Consider the following 17,759-nt stretch of genomic DNA (forward strand, 5'->3'; position numbering starts at 1 on the left):
ATGGTTCTGAGTGGAAAAAAAATACTTATTACAGGAGCGGATGGCTTCATCGGATCGCATCTTACGGAAGCGTTAGTCAAACAAGGACATGACGTAAAGGCTTTCGTGATGTACAATTCCTTCAACTCCTGGGGGTGGTTGGATCATGCTCCGCAAGAAATCACCAAGCAGCTGGAGGTTTTCCCCGGAGACATCCGCGATCCTCACGGAGTAAAACAAGCAATGAAGGGATGTGATGTCGTGCTTCATCTAGCGGCTCTCATCGCGATTCCTTATTCCTACCATTCCCCCGATACCTATGTGGATACGAATATCAAAGGTACGTTGAATGTCCTCCAGGCAGCTCGGGAACTGGAGGTCGAGAAGGTAGTTCATACTTCGACGAGTGAGGTTTATGGAACAGCCAGATTTGTACCCATCACGGAAGAACATCCGCTCCAAGGGCAGTCCCCTTACTCTGCGAGTAAAATCGGAGCTGACCAGATGGCGATGTCTTTTTACAATTCGTTTAGTACACCTGTTTCCATCATCCGGCCGTTCAACACTTACGGTCCAAGGCAGTCAGCTAGAGCGGTGATCCCCACTATCATTACGCAGATTGCAAGTGGTGAACATAGGATACGTCTCGGTTCCCTGCATCCAACCAGAGACTTCAATTATGTACAGGATACCGTTGCGGGATTTATGGCCGTAGCCGAATCGGAGCGCTCTGTAGGACAGGTGATCAATATCGGCAGCAATTACGAGGTTTCGATTGGTCAGACTGCGCGCTTAATTGCCGAGATTATGGGACAAGAGATTGAAATCTTGACCGACGACCAACGGCTGCGTCCCGATAAAAGTGAAGTGGAGCGACTGTGGGCAGACAATAGAAAAGCGAAAAGGCTTTTGGGATGGGAGCCCGTTTATGGCGAGCTGGATGGCTTCAAGCGCGGTCTTTCTGAAACGATTGAATGGTTTACGCAGCCCAACAATTTGCGCCAATACAAGGCAGGGATCTATAACGTATGAGACATGCTGAAATTCTCGAAAATATTGTTGCTTCCATCCAATCATGTATGCCCTCTGGAAAGGATTTCATCGCCTTGCATGAACCCTCCTTCAAAGGGAATGAGTGGAGTTATGTAAAAGAATGTCTAGATACAGGATGGGTTTCTTCGGTAGGCAAGTATGTTGACCGATTTGAAGAGATGCTGCGTGAATATACGGGTGTTAAGCGTGCTGTAGCCGTAGTTAATGGCACGGCCGCTTTACATATATGCCTCAAGTTAGTAGGTGTCGAGCGTGGGGATGAGGTGCTTCTCCCTGCATTAACTTTTATTGCGACAGCCAATGCGGTTAGCTACTGCGAAGCTGTACCGCATTTCGTAGATAGCTCCCATCTGACAATGGGGGTCGATCCCTTTAAGCTGGATGCCTATTTGCATGACATCACCGTAGTGAAAGGCGGTGTTTGCTACAATAAAGAAACGGGCAGACGAATCAAAGCGATCGTGCCCATGCATACCTTCGGACATCCTGTGGATTTGGATCCGCTGATGGAGGTGTGCCAGCGCTTCCGCCTTGAGCTCATAGAAGACGCAGCTGAGTCTTTGGGATCCTTCTATAAAGGATGTCATACAGGAAATGTCGGACGAGTATCGGCGTTGAGCTTCAATGGAAACAAGATCATGACGACCGGTGGTGGTGGAGCGATTTTGACGAACGACGAGATGTTGGGACGGTTGGCCAAACACCTCACAACGACTGCCAAGCTCCCTCATAAATGGGAGTTCAATCATGATCAAATTGGATACAATTATCGGATGCCAAATTTGAATGCAGCTTTGGGATGTGCTCAATTGGAACAACTGCCGGATTTTCTCCAAGAAAAAAGAGCTTTGGCACGAACTTATCAAAAAACTTTTGCGCGAATAGAGGGAGTCACTTTCTTTGCGGAACCGGATTTTGCACAAAGCAATTATTGGCTGAATGCAATTCAGGTTTCCCCAAAGTATAGTAGATTGCGCGATGAGATCTTGCAGGTGACGAATGAACGAGGCTTGATGACAAGACCAGTATGGAAGCTACTTTGTGATTTACCGATGTATGCCAATGCACCAAAAATGGATTTGTCTGTAGCGAGGGAATTGGAGAGAACAGTTATTAACATACCTAGCAGTTCCTGCCTGGGGGCTATTTATGTCTAGACGGAAAATTTGTGTTGTTACTGGTACTCGAGCAGAGTATGGTCTTCTTTATTGGTTAATGAAGGAAATACAAGGTGATCAAGATTTGCAACTGCAAGTTGTGGCTACAGGTATGCACTTGTCTCCGGAATTTGGTTTGACCTATCGTACAATTGAGCAAGATGGTTTCATTATAGATGAAAAGATCGAAATGCTATTGTCGAGCGATACTCCGGTTGGAGTCGCTACTTCAATGGGGTTGGGTACGATCGGTTTTGCTAATGCTTTTGAGAGATTAAAACCTGATATTGTCGTTGTATTAGGCGACCGCTTTGAAATATTAGCAGCAGCACAAGCGGCTATGGTAGCACGTATTCCAATCGCACATTTGCACGGTGGAGAAAGAACGGAAGGGCTAATTGATGAGTCGATTCGCCATTCAGTTACCAAAATGTCGCATCTACATTTCGTTGCGACTGAAGAATATCGGAAACGGGTAATCCAATTAGGTGAAGATCCTGGAAGGGTTTTTAATGTAGGGGCAATAGGAATCGACCAAATTAAAAAGCTTAAATTACTTAATAAAGAGGAATTTCAAGACGCTATCAATTTTAAATTGGGTCCGATAAATTTCTTGGTTACCTATCACCCTGTAACTCTTAGCAAAATGAGCCCGAGGGATAGTCTTAATGAGTTGTTTTCTGCACTTGATGATTTTCCTGAGGCAAAAATCATTTTTACAAAACCGAATGCTGATACTAGTGGTCGACTGATTTCTCAGATGATTGATGATTACGTAAATCATCATCCAAATAGAGCCATTGCATTTACTTCATTAGGACAACTGAAGTATTTAAGTGCAATTAATCACTGTGATATAGTATTGGGCAATTCCTCCAGCGGTTTGATCGAGGTACCCTATTTTAAGAAACCAACAGTAAATATTGGAGATAGACAAAAGGGACGTATTAAACCAGTTTCGGTCATTGATTGTAGTGACTCAAAAAACGAAATAAAAAAAGCGATATTGAAGGCAATTTCAGAAGCATTTAGGAAAAGTATTGAAAACATGAAGTCTCCTTATGGTGAAGGAGATGTATCCTTCCAAGTTAAAGATAAGATAAAAAGTGCTGCATTGGATGAGCTTATAGTGAAATCTTTCTATGATGTTGGTGAAGTGAAATGAAGATTGTGTTTATTGGATGTGTAAAATTCAGCGAAATGGCGCTTAAACAGGTATTACAGTGTTCAGAAGCTGAAGTTATAGGTGTCATAACAAAGAAATTTTCTTCCTATAATGCAGATTTTTCGTCATTAGAAGGAATTGCAAAAGAGAAAAACATACCTTGCTTGTTAATTGATAAACAACCAGAAGTACAAATGGAAGATTGGATTAAGGATAAAAATCCTGATGTAGTTTATTGCTTTGGGTGGTCGAATTTGCTTCCCCAAGAAGTATTGAATATTCCTAGGCTGGGGGTAATTGGCTATCACCCCACTCCTCTTCCGAAAAATAGAGGGAGACATCCAATTATCTGGACGATTGCTTTAGGGTTAACCTCTACAGCCTCTACTTTCTTCTTTATGGATGAGGGAGCTGATTCAGGAGATATCATTAGTCAAGAATTTCTCTCTGTTGAAGATAGTGACGATGCTGGTAAACTATATTCCAAACTCTCCAATATAGCAGCTATTCAAATTTTACAGTTCACTAGGGAGTTATCCCAGAGCTCTTATAAACGTCTTCCTCAAGATGATAGTAAAGCGAATTATTGGAGAAAAAGAACAAAGCAAGATGGGGAAATAGATTGGAGGATGTCAGCCCGATCCATCCATAATCTAGTCAAAGCCTTAGCTAGGCCATACGTTGGTGCACATTGTTTGTACCAAGGGCAGGAGATAAAAATTTGGAAGACGGAGATTGTCTTAGAACAGGATGACTTTAGTCATCTTGAGCCTGGAAAAGTGTTGAAGGTAGAAACAAGTTCACTATATGTGAAATGCGGAGAAGGGATCATTCGAATTCTTGATCACGAATTTACGAATCTACCTGAGGAAGGGTGCTATTTTTGAATACAGTTCTTGTAATCGCACCTCATCCTGATGATGAAACATTGGGTTGCGGTGGTACTTTATTAAAGCATAAGTATATGAACGATTTAGTTTCATGGTTGATTGTCACAAAAATGGGTGATTCATCCTTTTCAAAAGATCGTATTAAGAAAAGGCAAGAGGAAATCGAACAGGTAGTTCAAATGTACAACTTTGATAATGTAATTCAATTGGATTATTGCACTACCCAACTTGATACTATTCCGCTTTCTAGCATGGTTTCAAGTATAGGAGAGGTATTAGCAAGGATAAAACCAAATATTATCTACCTTCCTTATCAGGGCGATGCTCACTCCGATCATAAGGCTGTATTTGACGCTGCAGTGGCTTGTACTAAATGGTTTCGATATCCGTCTGTAAAAAAAGTGATGGTTTATGAGACTTTATCTGAGACTGATTTTGGGCTAAATCCTGACACAAACGGCTTTCGTCCAACTGTTTATTCCGATATTGAGGCATACCTAGATAAGAAAATTGAAATCATGAAAGTGTTTGAAAGCGAAATGGGGACCTTTCCATTTCCTCGGAGCGAAGAGTCTATCCGTGCTTTGTCAGCAGTTCGAGGAACTGCAGCAGGTTGCAAAGCGGCAGAAGCTTTTATGTTGCTGAAAGAGGTGTGGTAATGAAGAAGACATTTATCATTGCAGAGGCAGGTGTGAATCATAACGGTTCATTAGAAATGGCCAAAGAAATGGTTTACCGTGCCGCTGAAGCTGGTGCAGACGCTGTGAAATTTCAGACATTTCGCGCTGAAAAAATTATAAGTAAGTATGCCGAAAAGGCGGAGTATCAAATAAAGACAACTAAATATGAAGAAACACAATTGGAAATGGTTAAGAAATTAGAAATGGATGAAAAGATGCACGAAGTACTTGTTGAATGTTGTACTGAGTGTAAAATTGAATTTCTTTCCACGCCTTTTGATCTAGAGAGTGTTGATTTGCTAGCTAAAAAAATTCGGGTACATCAGATAAAAATTCCGTCTGGTGAAATAACAAACGCACCTTTATTATTGAAAGCGGCCCAAACAGACCTACCTATTTTGCTATCAACAGGTATGAGTACGCTTGGTGATATCGAGGAAGCGCTTGGAGTCCTAGCTTATGGATACTTGAATAGGGATCAGTTACCTTCTAGAGAGAAGTTTCAAAATGCGTATTTTTGTGATGAAGGAAGGGAGTTACTACAAAAAAAAGTTACTTTGCTTCATTGCACGACTGAGTATCCTGCCCCCTTTGAAGAAGTCAATTTACGTGTACTGGAAACGTTAGAAAAGGCTTTTAGATTACCAGTAGGTTTGTCTGACCATACAGATGGCATTACCATTCCAATTGCAGCAGTTGCTTGTGGCGCTAAAGTAATTGAAAAGCATTTTACACTCGATCGGACACTTCCAGGACCTGATCATCGGGCATCTATTGAACCGAATGAATTAAAACAAATGGTTAATTCCTTGCGTCTAGTTGAAAAAGCATTGGGCTGTTCAAACAAACTTCCAGCAAGTTCAGAACTCAAAAATAGGCAGATCGTAAGAAAGAGCATTGTAGCGATAAAACCAATAAAGATAGGAGAACTATTTACGAAAGAAAATATATCTGCAAAACGCCCAGGAAATGGCATATCGCCGATGCAATACTGGGATTTACTCGGCACGCCGGCTTCCCGGGATTATGAAGAAGATGAAGTGATCCGCCCATGAGACCGTATATCGTCTTAGGCGGCGGTGGTCATGCGAAGGTTGTCATGGAAGCTATGCAATTATGCGGACGAACCGTTCTAGGTTTTACTGATCTTACCCGACGTGATTCGATTGGGGCAATTCCATGGCTTGGTCTTGATGATGTGGTAGATAGCTATAGTCCAGATGACATCTGGCTAGTCAATGGTATAGGCTCAGTAGGTGATAATAGTAGACGAAAAGGGCTGTTTCTGACCTGGAAAGAGAAAGGATATTCTTTTCCTACTATCATTCATCCATCCGCTATTGTTTCACCGAATGCAGTGCTGGAGGAAGGGGTCCAGCTCATGGCTGGGGTAATCGTCCAAACAGGTACCCGTATCGGGGTCAATACAATCATAAATACCCGAACCATGATTGATCACAACGGATTGATTGGTGAGCACGTCCATATAGCACCCGGATGTGTATTGTCAGGGAATGTTACGGTGGCTGACGACGTTCATATTGGCACTGGCGCTGTTGCGATTCAGGGGTTGACTATTGGAAGGAAAAGCATTGTAGGTGCTGGTGCGGTAGTGGTTCGAGATGTAGAGGCGAACATCAAGGTTGCGGGAGTCCCAGCACGAAAAATCTCGACAGATACTCCCGGAAAGGAGTGAGAGTGGTGAATTGGAGAGACCTGTTGGTTTCACCGAATACCCCAATCCTCGACACGTTGGAAATAATAGATAGGAATGCCCGACAAATTGCATTGGTTACTGATGAGAGTGACCGATTAGTGGGAACCGTAACGGATGGCGATATCCGTAGAGGACTTTTGAAAGGGAAGGCTTTGAAAGATCCAATTTCCATGATCATGAATCCCTATCCGACAGTGGTCTCCCCCTACGACTCCCGTGAAAACATTCTTGCTCTCATGAAAATCAAACAGATTCACCAAGTTCCAATCGTGGATGAGGACGGGAAAATTGTCCATGTAGAAATGCTTAATGATTTATTGCGCCCTGTCAAAAAGGAAAATTGGGTCGTTTTAATGGCTGGCGGCCTGGGCACACGGCTGTATCCGCTTACTCATAATTGCCCCAAACCGTTGCTTAAAGTGGGGAACAAGCCATTGCTGGAAACCATTTTGCAAAGCTACATCGACCAAGGCTTTCATCAGTTTTTTATCTCTGTAAAGTATAAAGCAGAGATGATTCAAGACTATTTTGGGGACGGCAGCAATTGGGGAGTCAACATCCATTATTTGGAAGAAAAAGAATCGCTGGGGACTGCGGGAGCATTGAGTCTATTGCCAGAACAGCCGACTGAGCCTTTTTTTGTCATGAACGGTGATTTGTTGACGAAGGTAAACTTTGAACAGCTACTTGATTTTCACAAGACATATCAAGCTGAAGCTACCATGTGCGTACGCGAATACGATCATCAGATTCCTTATGGCGTTGTCAGACTCGACAAGCATAGGCTAGTTTCCATTGAGGAAAAGCCTACGCAACGTTTTTTTGTCAATGCAGGCATCTATGTGCTGAGCCCCAGTGTTTTGGAATGGATCCCGAACAAGCAGTATTTTGATATGCCAAGTTTGTTCGAATTGCTGATGAAAGAAGAAAAGCACTCCATTGTGTTTCCTATTCGAGAATACTGGCTTGACATAGGTCGGATGGCCGATTTCGAAAAAGCAAACAGGGAGTATTTGGAGGTATTCAGTTGAGGGCGCTCGTTATTGGTTTCGGTTCAATTGGAATGAGGCATGCTCGTCTTTTGCAAGAGTTAGGATGTAGAGTATCCGTCGTTAGTTGCCGACAAATTGAATGGCACACTACGTATGCATCGATTACTCAAGCATTGCAAGCCGAAGACCCCCAATATGTAGTCGTTGCAAATAAAACGGCGGAGCATCATAATTCGTTGTCAGAGTTGTCAAAAGAGGGATTTGCCGGGAAAGTGCTGGTGGAAAAGCCGCTTTTTCATGACGAAATCGAGATGCCTCCATATTTTTTTGAAAACATTTTCGTTGGTTACAATCTTCGTTTCCATCCAGGAATACAGAAACTCCGGGATCTTCTGAAAGAGCAAGTTATTCATTCGCTTCATGTGTATACTGGACAATACCTTCCTGATTGGCGTCCCCTTACGGATTATCGTAATGTCTATTCAGCTAAGAAAAGTGAAGGGGGAGGGGTGTTGCGAGATCTGAGTCATGAGTTGGATTATGTCAATTGGCTAACAGGTGGTTGGAAAAGTGTTACGGCCATTGGTGGACATTTCAGCAACTTGGAGATTGACAGTGATGACGTATATTCTATTTTATTGCAAACTACTAAGTGCCCAGCTGTATCTATTCATATAAATTATTTGGACAGATGCCCAATAAGACACATAATTGCGAATACAAATGCAGGTACGATAAAAGTAGATTTAATTCATAATACTCTATCTGTAAATGAAAAAACGGAGACGTATGAAGTGAATCGAGACTTTACATATATTGCCCAACATAAGGCTGTTATGTATGGAAGAGCGGAAGATGTTTGTCAAATAGTAGAGGCAAGCGAGGTAATGTCTATGATTAAAGGTATTGAAGAGGCAAATCAAAAAAGGAGTTGGGTGTTTAGATGAAACGTATTTGTACCATATGTGCACGTGGTGGCTCAAAGGGGGTAAAAAACAAAAACATTCGCCATATCTTGAATAAGCCTCTCATTGCATTTAGTATCAGACAAGCAAAATTATCTGGGATTTTTGAGTACATTGCGGTAAGTAGTGACTCCGAAGAAATTCTAAACGTTGCCAGAGAATATGGAGCCGACTTTCTGATAAAGAGACCCAACGAGATGGCAACAGATGAATCAGCAAAACTTCCTGCTATTCAGCATTGTGTTCAAGAGGTTGAAAAGAGATTGAATATAACGTTCGAAACTATCGTTGATTTGGATGCTACCTCTCCACTTCGTACCATTGAAGATATACAAGGAGCCGTGACATTGTTAGAAGGTCAAATATGTTCCAATGTCATTACAGCTGCCCCTTCTAGAAGATCTCCCTACTTTAATTTGGTAGAACGAAATAAATATGGATATGTAATGCTTTCCAAGGAATTGGACGGAGGCATAGCTCGAAGACAGGATTCACCCAAATGTTACGATATGAACGCCTCAATCTATGTGTGGAAGCGAAATACCTTTTATGAAGCCAAAACAATCATACAAAAGGACACTTTGTTATATGAAATGCCAGAGGATCGTTCAATTGATATTGACTCCGAATTGGACTTCATGTTTGTTGACTTCCTAATAACGCAAAAGAGGGATTCGTATGAAAAACTATTCCTATAAGAGGTCGTTTGATTTAAAAGGAAAAACAGCCATTGTTACCGGTGGACTTGGAATACTGGGTAAACATTTTTGTAGAGGGCTTGCTGAATTCGGAGCTAATGTTGTGGTCGTAGACTTGATTGATTATGAAGTGCAAGAATTTGCACTTGAGTTGGAAACATTATATGGTGTCAAGTGTCTTGGTCTTTCGTGTGATGTTTCTTCGCCTCATTCTGTAAAGAAAATGGTTGAAGAAGCTGTCCGTGAATTTGGAGAAATTCATATTCTGCACAACAATGCTGCAAGTAAGTCGAAGGATTTGGACGCATTTTTTGCTCCATTCGAAGATTATTCCATTGAACAATGGAGAGAAATTATATCTGTGAACATGGAAGGAATGTTTTTGGTAGCTCAAGCAGTTGGAAAACAAATGGTACTGCAAAATAAAGGAGGGTCTATTATCCAAACAGGCTCCATTTATGGAATCGTGGCACCGGATAATCGGATTTATGAGGACTCATTTTATCTTAATAGACAAATTAATACCCCTGCAGTCTATTCATCATCAAAAGCATCTGTCATAGGGTTAACAAAATATTTGGCTACGTATTGGGCACCAAATGGTATTCGAGTGAACACGCTAATTCCCGGCGGAGTAAAAAGCGGACAAAATGCGGAATTCATTCAAAAGTACTCGAATCGTGTACCACTTTCCAGAATGGCACAACCAGAGGAGCTAGTGGGGGCATTAATCTATCTCGCATCTGATGCGTCCAGCTATGTGACTGGTCAACAAATAGTAGTGGATGGTGGAATGTCAGTCTGGTGAATGAAGAATAAACATGTCATGAAATGTTGGAGATAACTATGAATATCATTATACTTGGAGACTCGCTCGCATTACCAAGGCCCCATAGAATTAACAATTACATTCCAGCATTAAAAGAGGAACTTGCTGTTCGTTTCCAAGAAACTTATGGCTATTTAGTCGAACAGGCAATGAGAAAAAAATATACAACTACTGAAATAACAGTGACAAACCGTGCGCAACGCTTCTCAACCATGAAAGATATTTCTGCAAGGTTCTGGGATCACCTGTTCTTTTTCCAGCCAGATGTTATTGTAATGCAGGTTGGAATTGTAGATTGTTGGTTCAGAGAGAATCTCGGTGGTAAACAGCTTGTGGAACTTTCTGAATTTGAACAGCATTATATCCACATCTTATCCCTTCTGGAACAACGTCCGGATACGAAACTCATTGTTATCGGAATTTGCCCGACTTCAGTTAAGATGGAACAACGATATCCAGGAATCTTAGATCAGATTCGTGCATACAATGTAGTTTTAAAAAGCAGAGAAAATCACCATCAAATATTTTATATGATATGGAAACATACGTCCATAGTGAAAATCCTCATCTTTATTTACTTCCGGACGATCAACACTTGAATAAAGAAGGAAATGAATTGATTGCAAAAAATCTCGTTGAACGCTTAACGGCATTTTATGAAAATGTAAGAGGATGCCAGTTATACGAAAATAGCCCTGAGATGAGCTACAAATGTTTTTGCGAGTCCTTTGAAAATTTCCCTTATTACGGGGATAATTTGTATAACCTTATATATCTGTCCTACCAACTGCAAGATTGGAGCAAAACAATTGAATATATTCGCTTTGTCCGCCAGAACGATATACTTCACCCTGCGTTGCATCAACTCGTGGAAATGATAAAGGAGCAAATAAGATGACGACCATAGGCATTATTGGTTTGGGACCGATGGGACAGAGGTATGTCGAAGCATTACAAACATTTCCTCAGTATAAACTTGCGGTAACAGATGTAAGAACAGCTGCAATCGAAAAAGTTCGTGATACATATTCGGTAAAGGAACTAGCATCCTACACAACACATGTAGACATGCTAAAAAATGAAAATATCGATTTACTCATCATTGCTTCAAATGGTCCGAGTCACTACTCTCTGTTCATAGATGCACTTAGGTATGGTATTCCAAGGATCATCTGTGAAAAACCAATCGCAACTTCGCTTGAAGAAGCAAGGAAAATGATTGATCTGGCAAGTGCGAAAGATGTATTGCTCTCGGTCAATCACGGAAGGAGATGGGCAGACGATTATGTTTTACTACGAGAGAAGATTAAAAACGAGGTAATAGGTTCTGTTGAAAGCATAATGTTCTCGATGGGTGGCGGACAGATGGGGTGCAATGGAACCCACTTTATAGATCTAGTCAGTTTTTTGCTAGATGATAAAATCGAGCAGTTATGTGGTTTTCTGAATGATGAAGGAGTCCCTAATCCAAGAGGTGCTCAATTTAAAGACCCTGGTGGCTATGCAATTTTACACTTCCGTTCCGGCACCCGGATGTTTTTTGAATTAACTGAGGATACTGGTATTCCTCCGCTGCTCGTAATTAATGGAAGATACGGCCGTATTACTGTTAATGAATTGCAACGAGTGTATATCATTGAAGCCAGAACTGTAGCGGACAGGTCTCTTCCTGTTACACGGTATGGAACTCCTTTGCTTGAGAAGGAGATATATACCATTAAATTAGATATGATTGAGTTATGCCGAGAACTGATAACAAGTATGCTCCGGGATCAGGTTCCGGCAGATCCTCAACATGCGGCAGACGCTCTTGAGGCCATTATCGGTATACATTACTCTTCTGAACGAGAAAATAGACTTGTCAAATTACCTATAACAGATCGTGAATATGTCGAGAAGAGGTTTTTATTTACGTAGCGAGGGATGTACATGATAAAACTTGGGATTGTAGGAACTGGTACAATTGCACCGCATTATATAAATGCTGTTAACTGGTTGGAAAAGCAAGGAGATATTAAAGTTCGAGTCCAAGCTGCTGCCAATCGATCGGAAGCTAGTAACGAACGAGCTCGGAATGAATTAGGCATACCACATACTTATACAAATATCGCTGAGATGCTTTCCGACGAGGAATTGGACGGAATTATTGTGGCGGTACCGATATTATCCACTCGCGATGTTACGATGAATCTAATACCGTACCGAATACCGTTATTGATAGAAAAACCCCCAGGTCTTACGTTGCAACAAACAATCGAATTGTCCTCTCTCGCTAGTCGTCATCAAACGAGCGTAATGGTGGCCTTTAATCGTCGTTTTTATAGTATCGTTGATCAGGCTAAGCAATTAATCGATACCTCTGGTGGTCTTCTCGGAATGAGAATGGATGTGTTTGAACGATACAGGGCGCTGAGAGAAAATGATTATCCACTAGATAAATTAGAAGTACTTTTTACTGGAAACAGTATTCATTGTATTGATTTAATTCGCCATTATTGTGGTGATTTGAAAAAAATCCACTTTTTTTCGAACAATTTAGTAGAAGAGCCCTTTAACCATCGGTATGCTGCCCTAATTGTATCTGAGTCGAATACGCCAATCACTTTTCAAGCATATTGGCACTCTTTTGGAAACTGGAATTACGAACTTTACATTCCGGACGGCAAAATTCAATTTTCAAATTTGGAAGAAGCGCACGTGTATTTGAGAAATCGCGAACCATACAGACTTATTCCGAGCCGACAAGATGTTGAAGAAAAGCCCGGCTTTGTTCAACAACTCGAGTACTTCGTCAAAGAGGTCATCATTGAAAATAAAAATACTGACTATAAAGGTAGGATGTCTATTCATGATGCTGTTGGCACCATGCGATTGGTTGACCTCTTAAAAGGAATCGATGAAAGTGAAAAGTAAAATATCTTCATAAATAAACCGATAACTATCTTAGGAGAATATATCCTAAGGAGGATTGCAAATGGATGTTGGCGCTATTCAAAATTACGGAAAAACGAAGCCTTACACTGAATTTGGTCAGACAAGTAGTCAGTCGCAGAGCAAGAGGGAAGTAGCCGTCAAGGATCCACAATTAGATAAGCGAAGTATAGAACAGGAAATAACGGGAATAAACAAATGGCTTCAATCGACTAGCTCCCATATCAAATTTACATTGCATGAAGATCTCAATGAGTACTTTGTGCAAGTCATAGACGATCAAACAAACGAGGTAATTCGAGAAATCCCTTCAAAAAAGGTTATGGATATGGTCGCCAAAATGCATGAGATGATTGGATTGCTTGTCGATGAGAAAAGGTAGGAGGGTGGAGTAATGGGAATACGGATAAGCGGTATGGCATCAGGGATGGATACAGAAAAGATCATCAAAGACCTGATGAAAGCACAACGAGAGCCTGTTAACCGATTGCAACGGAGTAAATATACGGTTGAGTGGAAGCGTGATGCCTACCGTGAAATGAACACGCTTCTAGCAGACTTGCAAAATTCCATGAAAAATCTCCGGTTGTCTAGTAGTTTCAATAAAAAGGTAGCTACATCAGAAAACGACTCTATAGCTTCGGCCAGGGTAGTTGGCAGTCCTGCTCTCTCATCTTATACAGTAGAAGTAATTAACCCTGCAGTTGCAGCCAAGCCAGCTACTGCCTCGTTTACTTCTACATTACCGAATACCACAACAAAGATTGACGAGGAATTCAGGATTACACTCAAGAAGGATTCGAGTGCAGAGGCCACCGTTATAGATGTAAAAAGCGAGGATACCATTGAAAGTATCATCAATAAGATCAACAGCTCCAATGCAGGAATAAAAGCAAGCTACTTTAATGATCAGTTCGTATTAACCTCAGATGATGGAAGTGATTTTTCAATAGGAACTACAGCCCCTGAAGGAAACAAATTAGGGATAGAGGCAGTAGACGTTGAAAAAAAAGGAGGAACACTTGCTTCATTTATGATTAATGGTGTTCTCTACAAATCTGATACAAATACCTTTACTTTTGACGGTATCGAAATTTCCTTGAAGCAATCAAACGAAGGTGCACCCATTACGATTCATACTAAAACGGACGTAGACTCTATTTTCAACACCGTAAAAGATTTTGTAGATAAATACAATGCAGTTATCGAAACAATCAACAAAAAGATTTCCGAACCCAAATACAAAGGCTACCAGCCATTGTTAGATGAAGAAAAAGAAGCACTTAATGATAAAACGGCTGAGAAAATGGAAAATATGGCTCGCAGCGGTATACTACTACGTGATCCAATCCTTACAAGTGGATTAACAGAATTGCGACGGGCCTTAAGTACGCCTCTTCAGGTTGATGGTGTTAATAAGGCATTCGATACCCTATCTGAAATTGGTATTGGTGGACCTCCTAACGGAAAGTACGCTTATCAAGAAAATGGAAAATTGTATATTGATGAAACGAAACTTCGCGAAGCAATTCGTAATAATGGCGATGATGTCATGAAATTGTTTACTAATTATAGTTCGGAAAAGACAGATTTGGGCAAAAAATATCAAGAGAGTGGATTAGCTGAACGACTCTATGGTGAACTGAACAAAATCATGGATAAGGTAACAAAAGAAGCAGGTTCATCGGGAACCATCTATGACGACAGCAGTCTCGGCAAAAAGCTTAAACAAACAGACGAAGACATCCAACGCTGGGAAGACCGCCTCAAAATCATCGAGAACCGCTACTGGAAACAATTCACTGCCATGGAAAAAGCGATGTCCAAAGCCCAATCCCAAGGTTCTTGGTTCGCACAAATGCTGGGGCAACAATAATAACAGGGAGCGATGCAGATGTTACAAAATGCTGCTCAGACCTATCAATCCAATCAGGTAACAACCGCGACTCCTGCTGATTTGACCTTGATGCTGTACAATGGCGCAATTAAGTTTATCAAACAGACCAAAAGCGCTATTGAGGAAAAAAATGTTGCAAGAGCCCATGAGACCTCCCTTAAAGTACAAAACATCCTGTATGAATTGATGTCCACTTTAAACAACGAGTATGAAATCTCAAAGGAGTTCCTCAAACTCTACGAATACATGCTGCAACGTACGATCGAAGCAAACATTCGCAAGGACATCACTATTTTAAGCGAAGTAGAAGATCTATTCGTCCAGTTCAGAGACACATGGAAAGAAGCCATGCAGTTGGCGAAGAAACAAGGATGAAGGCAATGAACCAATCAGCAGACGCGCTACTAGACCGCCTGCTCGAGGCTACACTTCGCCTCGAGCAGGCAGTTACTCATACGGACTCCGATCCAGACGAATGGCTTGCTATTTTAGATGAACGAGAAGAATTGGTTTCAATAATCCAGAATAGTGCTCTCACAAGTTCTACAATTTCTGATTTACAACGTGAGAAATTAACCAAGATTCACGATGTTAATCAACGGTTAATTCCACTCATGGACAAACGAAAACAAGGTGTTCAAAATCAGCTAAACAATGTTCAACGCAGTAAGCAAGCAATGCACTCATACAATGATGAGGGACCAAGTGGATACGGAGCATTTTTTGACCGCAAAAATTAAAAACGGCCGGTATTCGGCCGTTTTTCACGTAAAGGTAGTATTAGTGGCGTGCCTATGCTTGTAGATCAATAACCTTCCCCAACGACGGATGTGGCGCCTGTAATGCCTGAACATTCTGCTGTGTCTGTGCAAATCCCTCCAACAACATCGCTGCCTGGGCTTGCACTGTCTCCTGTACCTGCTTGGTCAAACTGATATTGACCGCTTGTTGCAATTGAATCGCGTTCATATACTCACCTCGCTGTCCATTAGCTATCTTTATGTTTATCGTCTTAATCACTTACTTTCGTTACTACGATCGCCGATGCGTACTCCCTGATCTATCGCAACCTCTGCTATAATAATCTCATCTTTTCGCAATCTACTAGGAAGGTGACACCCTTGTCAACAAAACGCCGCTCCATACTCCTCATTTGTACCGTCCTCCTCGTCTTTATACACGCCGTCTACCTCAACGGCAATCTCTCCGACCTCCTCAACCTCGCCGCCCTCGAAATGGTCGCCCTGGCCATCCTGATCTCCTACGCGATCAAGCGCAAGCACGTAAAGCTGCGCAGCATGATCCGACTCTTGATCCACGGCCGCCAGGGGAACGTTGAGGAGACCATCAAGCGTTTCTACTACTACGCGCTGGTGCAAAAAGAGCAAGGCCAGCTCACACTGGAGAAGGAGCTACAGCAAGAGCGTGATACCTTCGTCCAACGCGGCAGCCTCTTGGCGATCGAAGGCGTGACAGAGGAAGAGCTTCGCCTGGTGCTGGAGAACGAACTAAAGGGAGAGCAATACCGCTACCAGCAGGCCGGCGGCTTTTTTCGCCTGATCAGCTTGCTTGCTCCCGGCATGGGGCTGGTGGGGACGCTGCTCGGAATGACAGGGGTTCTGGGAAGCCTGGAGGATCTCTCGCAGACTGGTCTAAGCCTGAGTACAGCGGTCGTAGCGACCTTGTACGGTGCCTTGCTGGCAAATATGCTGGCATTGCCGTGCTATTACCGGCTGATGGATATTTTTGACCAGGAAATGTTTGAAAAAAAGCTCTACATAGAGGGCTGCGTCGGATTGCAGCGTTTGGAAACGCCACGCTTGCTGTTTGAAAAGCTGAACTCGTTTCTGCCAGAGGACCAGAAGCTGGTTTTGGTCCGAGAGCCTGGCAGCATGCGGGGCACGATTGAAAGGCAGGATCACCGCTATGCATGATGATCGGCTTTACGACGAGAAGGAGCTGGAGAAAAGCTGGCTGCTCAGCTACAGTGACCTGATTACGCTGCTGTTCATTATCGTGGTGATTATCGCGGCTTCCTCTTCGACGGCCATCAAGTCTGAGCGGGAAGAGGCCAAAAAAGAAGTGGCTCAGCAGCAAGAGAATTTGCAACAGGTGCATGAAAGCCTGGATTTGTTGAACCTGCAAAAGCTGGAGCTGCAGCGGGAGGTTCATCAGCTGGAAGCGCGAAAGAAAACGTTGTCTGATGAAGGGACACAAGAAGGCAGCGGGGAAGCGCCAAACGTCCCACAGCCGCCCGTAGGCACTTCAGAAGCGGGGGAGCGGGATATGGACAAGGTACGAACCCAGCTGTCGTCTGCTTTGGCTGAATTGAATCTCGATTTTGAAGAGACAGGGGAAGGTCTGCGGATTCGTCTGCCGGAGACGATTATGTTTGCGAGTGGCTCGGCGGATTTGCGAGAGGAAGGAAAGGAAGTAGTCGCTACAGTAGCAGGAGTCCTGCATGGCTTTTCTCATTACGTGCGCATCGAGGGCTACACGGATGACGTGCCGATCGGGCGCAGTGCGTTCAAGTCCAACTGGGAGCTTTCCTCGGCTCGCGCGATTGCCGTCATGCGTGAGATGGTGGATGTCCATAGCTTGCCCGCCACGCGATTTACGGTGGCCGGATGGGGCGAGCACAAGCCTCTGGTGGACAACTCCAATGCTGAAAATCGGGCGCGCAACCGTCGTGTCGAAATCATGATCCTTGCAGAGAAGGAATAATTGAATTATTTGTTGAATAATAGAGATTTTTCAGAAGGATTCCACTATATCAGGGAGAAGTATATCTGATGGGAGTCCTTCT

General features: G+C 42.6%; 22 protein-coding genes. 21 read left to right on the forward strand and 1 reads right to left on the reverse strand.

The features are described from left to right. The 19 genes from JZI27_RS14480 (at position 1) to fliT (ending at position 15,693) form a co-directional block, all read left to right on the forward strand. Positions 1-1,011 carry an NAD-dependent 4,6-dehydratase LegB gene (locus tag JZI27_RS14480; RefSeq protein WP_280207939.1) on the forward strand — a complete coding sequence of 337 codons (1,011 nt, stop codon included), beginning with the start codon at positions 1-3 and terminating at the stop codon, positions 1,009-1,011. Next, positions 1,008-2,189 carry a LegC family aminotransferase gene (locus tag JZI27_RS14485; RefSeq protein ID WP_280207940.1) on the forward strand — a complete coding sequence of 394 codons (1,182 nt, stop codon included), beginning with the start codon at positions 1,008-1,010 and terminating at the stop codon, positions 2,187-2,189. The genes JZI27_RS14480 and JZI27_RS14485 overlap by 4 nt, the downstream gene beginning before the upstream one ends. Further along, entirely contained in the window at positions 2,182-3,354 is a 1,173-nt protein-coding gene (gene neuC / locus JZI27_RS14490; RefSeq protein ID WP_280207941.1) for a UDP-N-acetylglucosamine 2-epimerase, read from the forward strand. Before JZI27_RS14485 ends, neuC begins: the two co-directional genes overlap by 8 nt. Next, the gene (locus JZI27_RS14495; protein WP_280207942.1) at positions 3,351-4,241 is read left to right on the forward strand and encodes a methionyl-tRNA formyltransferase; all 891 of its coding nucleotides are present in this window, start codon (positions 3,351-3,353) and stop codon (positions 4,239-4,241) included. The genes neuC and JZI27_RS14495 overlap by 4 nt, the downstream gene beginning before the upstream one ends. After that, on the forward strand, positions 4,238-4,903 hold the full coding sequence (locus JZI27_RS14500) for a PIG-L deacetylase family protein (protein WP_280207943.1): 666 nt from the start codon (positions 4,238-4,240) through the stop codon (positions 4,901-4,903). The genes JZI27_RS14495 and JZI27_RS14500 overlap by 4 nt, the downstream gene beginning before the upstream one ends. Then, the gene (gene neuB / locus JZI27_RS14505) at positions 4,903-5,979 is read left to right on the forward strand and encodes an N-acetylneuraminate synthase (protein ID WP_280207944.1); all 1,077 of its coding nucleotides are present in this window, start codon (positions 4,903-4,905) and stop codon (positions 5,977-5,979) included. The genes JZI27_RS14500 and neuB overlap by 1 nt, the downstream gene beginning before the upstream one ends. After that, a complete protein-coding gene (locus JZI27_RS14510; protein ID WP_280207946.1) occupies positions 5,976-6,620 on the forward strand; it encodes an acetyltransferase in 645 nt (214 codons plus the stop codon). Before neuB ends, JZI27_RS14510 begins: the two co-directional genes overlap by 4 nt. A gap of 2 nt (positions 6,621-6,622) precedes the next feature. Further along, the gene (locus JZI27_RS14515) at positions 6,623-7,672 is read left to right on the forward strand and encodes a nucleotidyltransferase family protein (RefSeq protein ID WP_280207948.1); all 1,050 of its coding nucleotides are present in this window, start codon (positions 6,623-6,625) and stop codon (positions 7,670-7,672) included. After that, positions 7,669-8,580, forward strand: a complete 912-nt coding sequence (locus JZI27_RS14520; protein WP_280207949.1) for a Gfo/Idh/MocA family protein — start codon at positions 7,669-7,671, stop codon at positions 8,578-8,580. Before JZI27_RS14515 ends, JZI27_RS14520 begins: the two co-directional genes overlap by 4 nt. After that, positions 8,577-9,296, forward strand: a complete 720-nt coding sequence (locus JZI27_RS14525; protein WP_280207952.1) for an acylneuraminate cytidylyltransferase family protein — start codon at positions 8,577-8,579, stop codon at positions 9,294-9,296. Before JZI27_RS14520 ends, JZI27_RS14525 begins: the two co-directional genes overlap by 4 nt. Beyond that, complete coding sequence (locus tag JZI27_RS14530) at positions 9,277-10,104, forward strand: SDR family oxidoreductase (RefSeq protein WP_280207955.1); 828 nt, start codon at positions 9,277-9,279, stop codon at positions 10,102-10,104. The genes JZI27_RS14525 and JZI27_RS14530 overlap by 20 nt, the downstream gene beginning before the upstream one ends. 38 nt (positions 10,105-10,142) lie before the next feature. Beyond that, positions 10,143-10,724 carry an SGNH/GDSL hydrolase family protein gene (locus tag JZI27_RS14535; protein ID WP_280207956.1) on the forward strand — a complete coding sequence of 194 codons (582 nt, stop codon included), beginning with the start codon at positions 10,143-10,145 and terminating at the stop codon, positions 10,722-10,724. Beyond that, a complete protein-coding gene (locus JZI27_RS14540) occupies positions 10,721-11,023 on the forward strand; it encodes a hypothetical protein (protein WP_280207958.1) in 303 nt (100 codons plus the stop codon). Before JZI27_RS14535 ends, JZI27_RS14540 begins: the two co-directional genes overlap by 4 nt. Further along, positions 11,020-12,042, forward strand: coding sequence for a Gfo/Idh/MocA family protein (locus tag JZI27_RS14545; RefSeq protein WP_280207960.1), 1,023 nt, complete (start codon positions 11,020-11,022; stop codon positions 12,040-12,042). The genes JZI27_RS14540 and JZI27_RS14545 overlap by 4 nt, the downstream gene beginning before the upstream one ends. A 12-nt stretch (positions 12,043-12,054) precedes the next feature. Then, positions 12,055-13,038, forward strand: a complete 984-nt coding sequence (locus tag JZI27_RS14550; RefSeq protein WP_280207961.1) for a Gfo/Idh/MocA family protein — start codon at positions 12,055-12,057, stop codon at positions 13,036-13,038. 61 nt (positions 13,039-13,099) lie between these two features. Then, the gene (gene flaG, locus JZI27_RS14555) at positions 13,100-13,438 is read left to right on the forward strand and encodes a flagellar protein FlaG (RefSeq protein ID WP_280207962.1); all 339 of its coding nucleotides are present in this window, start codon (positions 13,100-13,102) and stop codon (positions 13,436-13,438) included. A 12-nt stretch (positions 13,439-13,450) separates the two neighbouring features. Next, positions 13,451-14,932, forward strand: coding sequence for a flagellar filament capping protein FliD (fliD, locus tag JZI27_RS14560; RefSeq protein ID WP_280207963.1), 1,482 nt, complete (start codon positions 13,451-13,453; stop codon positions 14,930-14,932). An 18-nt stretch (positions 14,933-14,950) separates the two neighbouring features. Continuing rightward, complete coding sequence (gene fliS, locus JZI27_RS14565) at positions 14,951-15,328, forward strand: flagellar export chaperone FliS (RefSeq protein ID WP_280207964.1); 378 nt, start codon at positions 14,951-14,953, stop codon at positions 15,326-15,328. A 5-nt stretch (positions 15,329-15,333) separates the two neighbouring features. Continuing rightward, a complete protein-coding gene (gene fliT, locus JZI27_RS14570) occupies positions 15,334-15,693 on the forward strand; it encodes a flagellar protein FliT (protein ID WP_280207965.1) in 360 nt (119 codons plus the stop codon). Between the two features lie 52 nt (positions 15,694-15,745). Here fliT and JZI27_RS14575 read toward each other — a convergent pair whose 3' ends face one another. Then, entirely contained in the window at positions 15,746-15,922 is a 177-nt protein-coding gene (locus tag JZI27_RS14575; RefSeq protein ID WP_280207967.1) for a putative motility protein, read from the reverse strand. Between the two features lie 143 nt (positions 15,923-16,065). Between JZI27_RS14575 and JZI27_RS14580 the strand changes: the two genes are divergently transcribed. Both JZI27_RS14580 and JZI27_RS14585 read left to right on the forward strand, forming a co-directional pair. Then, positions 16,066-16,887 carry a motility protein A gene (locus tag JZI27_RS14580; RefSeq protein WP_280207969.1) on the forward strand — a complete coding sequence of 274 codons (822 nt, stop codon included), beginning with the start codon at positions 16,066-16,068 and terminating at the stop codon, positions 16,885-16,887. Then, positions 16,880-17,677 carry a flagellar motor protein MotB gene (locus JZI27_RS14585; RefSeq protein WP_280207970.1) on the forward strand — a complete coding sequence of 266 codons (798 nt, stop codon included), beginning with the start codon at positions 16,880-16,882 and terminating at the stop codon, positions 17,675-17,677. Before JZI27_RS14580 ends, JZI27_RS14585 begins: the two co-directional genes overlap by 8 nt. Positions 17,678-17,759 lie beyond the last annotated feature (82 nt).

Origin of the sequence: Brevibacillus sp. AY1 (assembly GCF_029870785.1) — a bacterium.
Lineage (GTDB): Bacteria > Bacillota > Bacilli > Brevibacillales > Brevibacillaceae > Brevibacillus > Brevibacillus invocatus.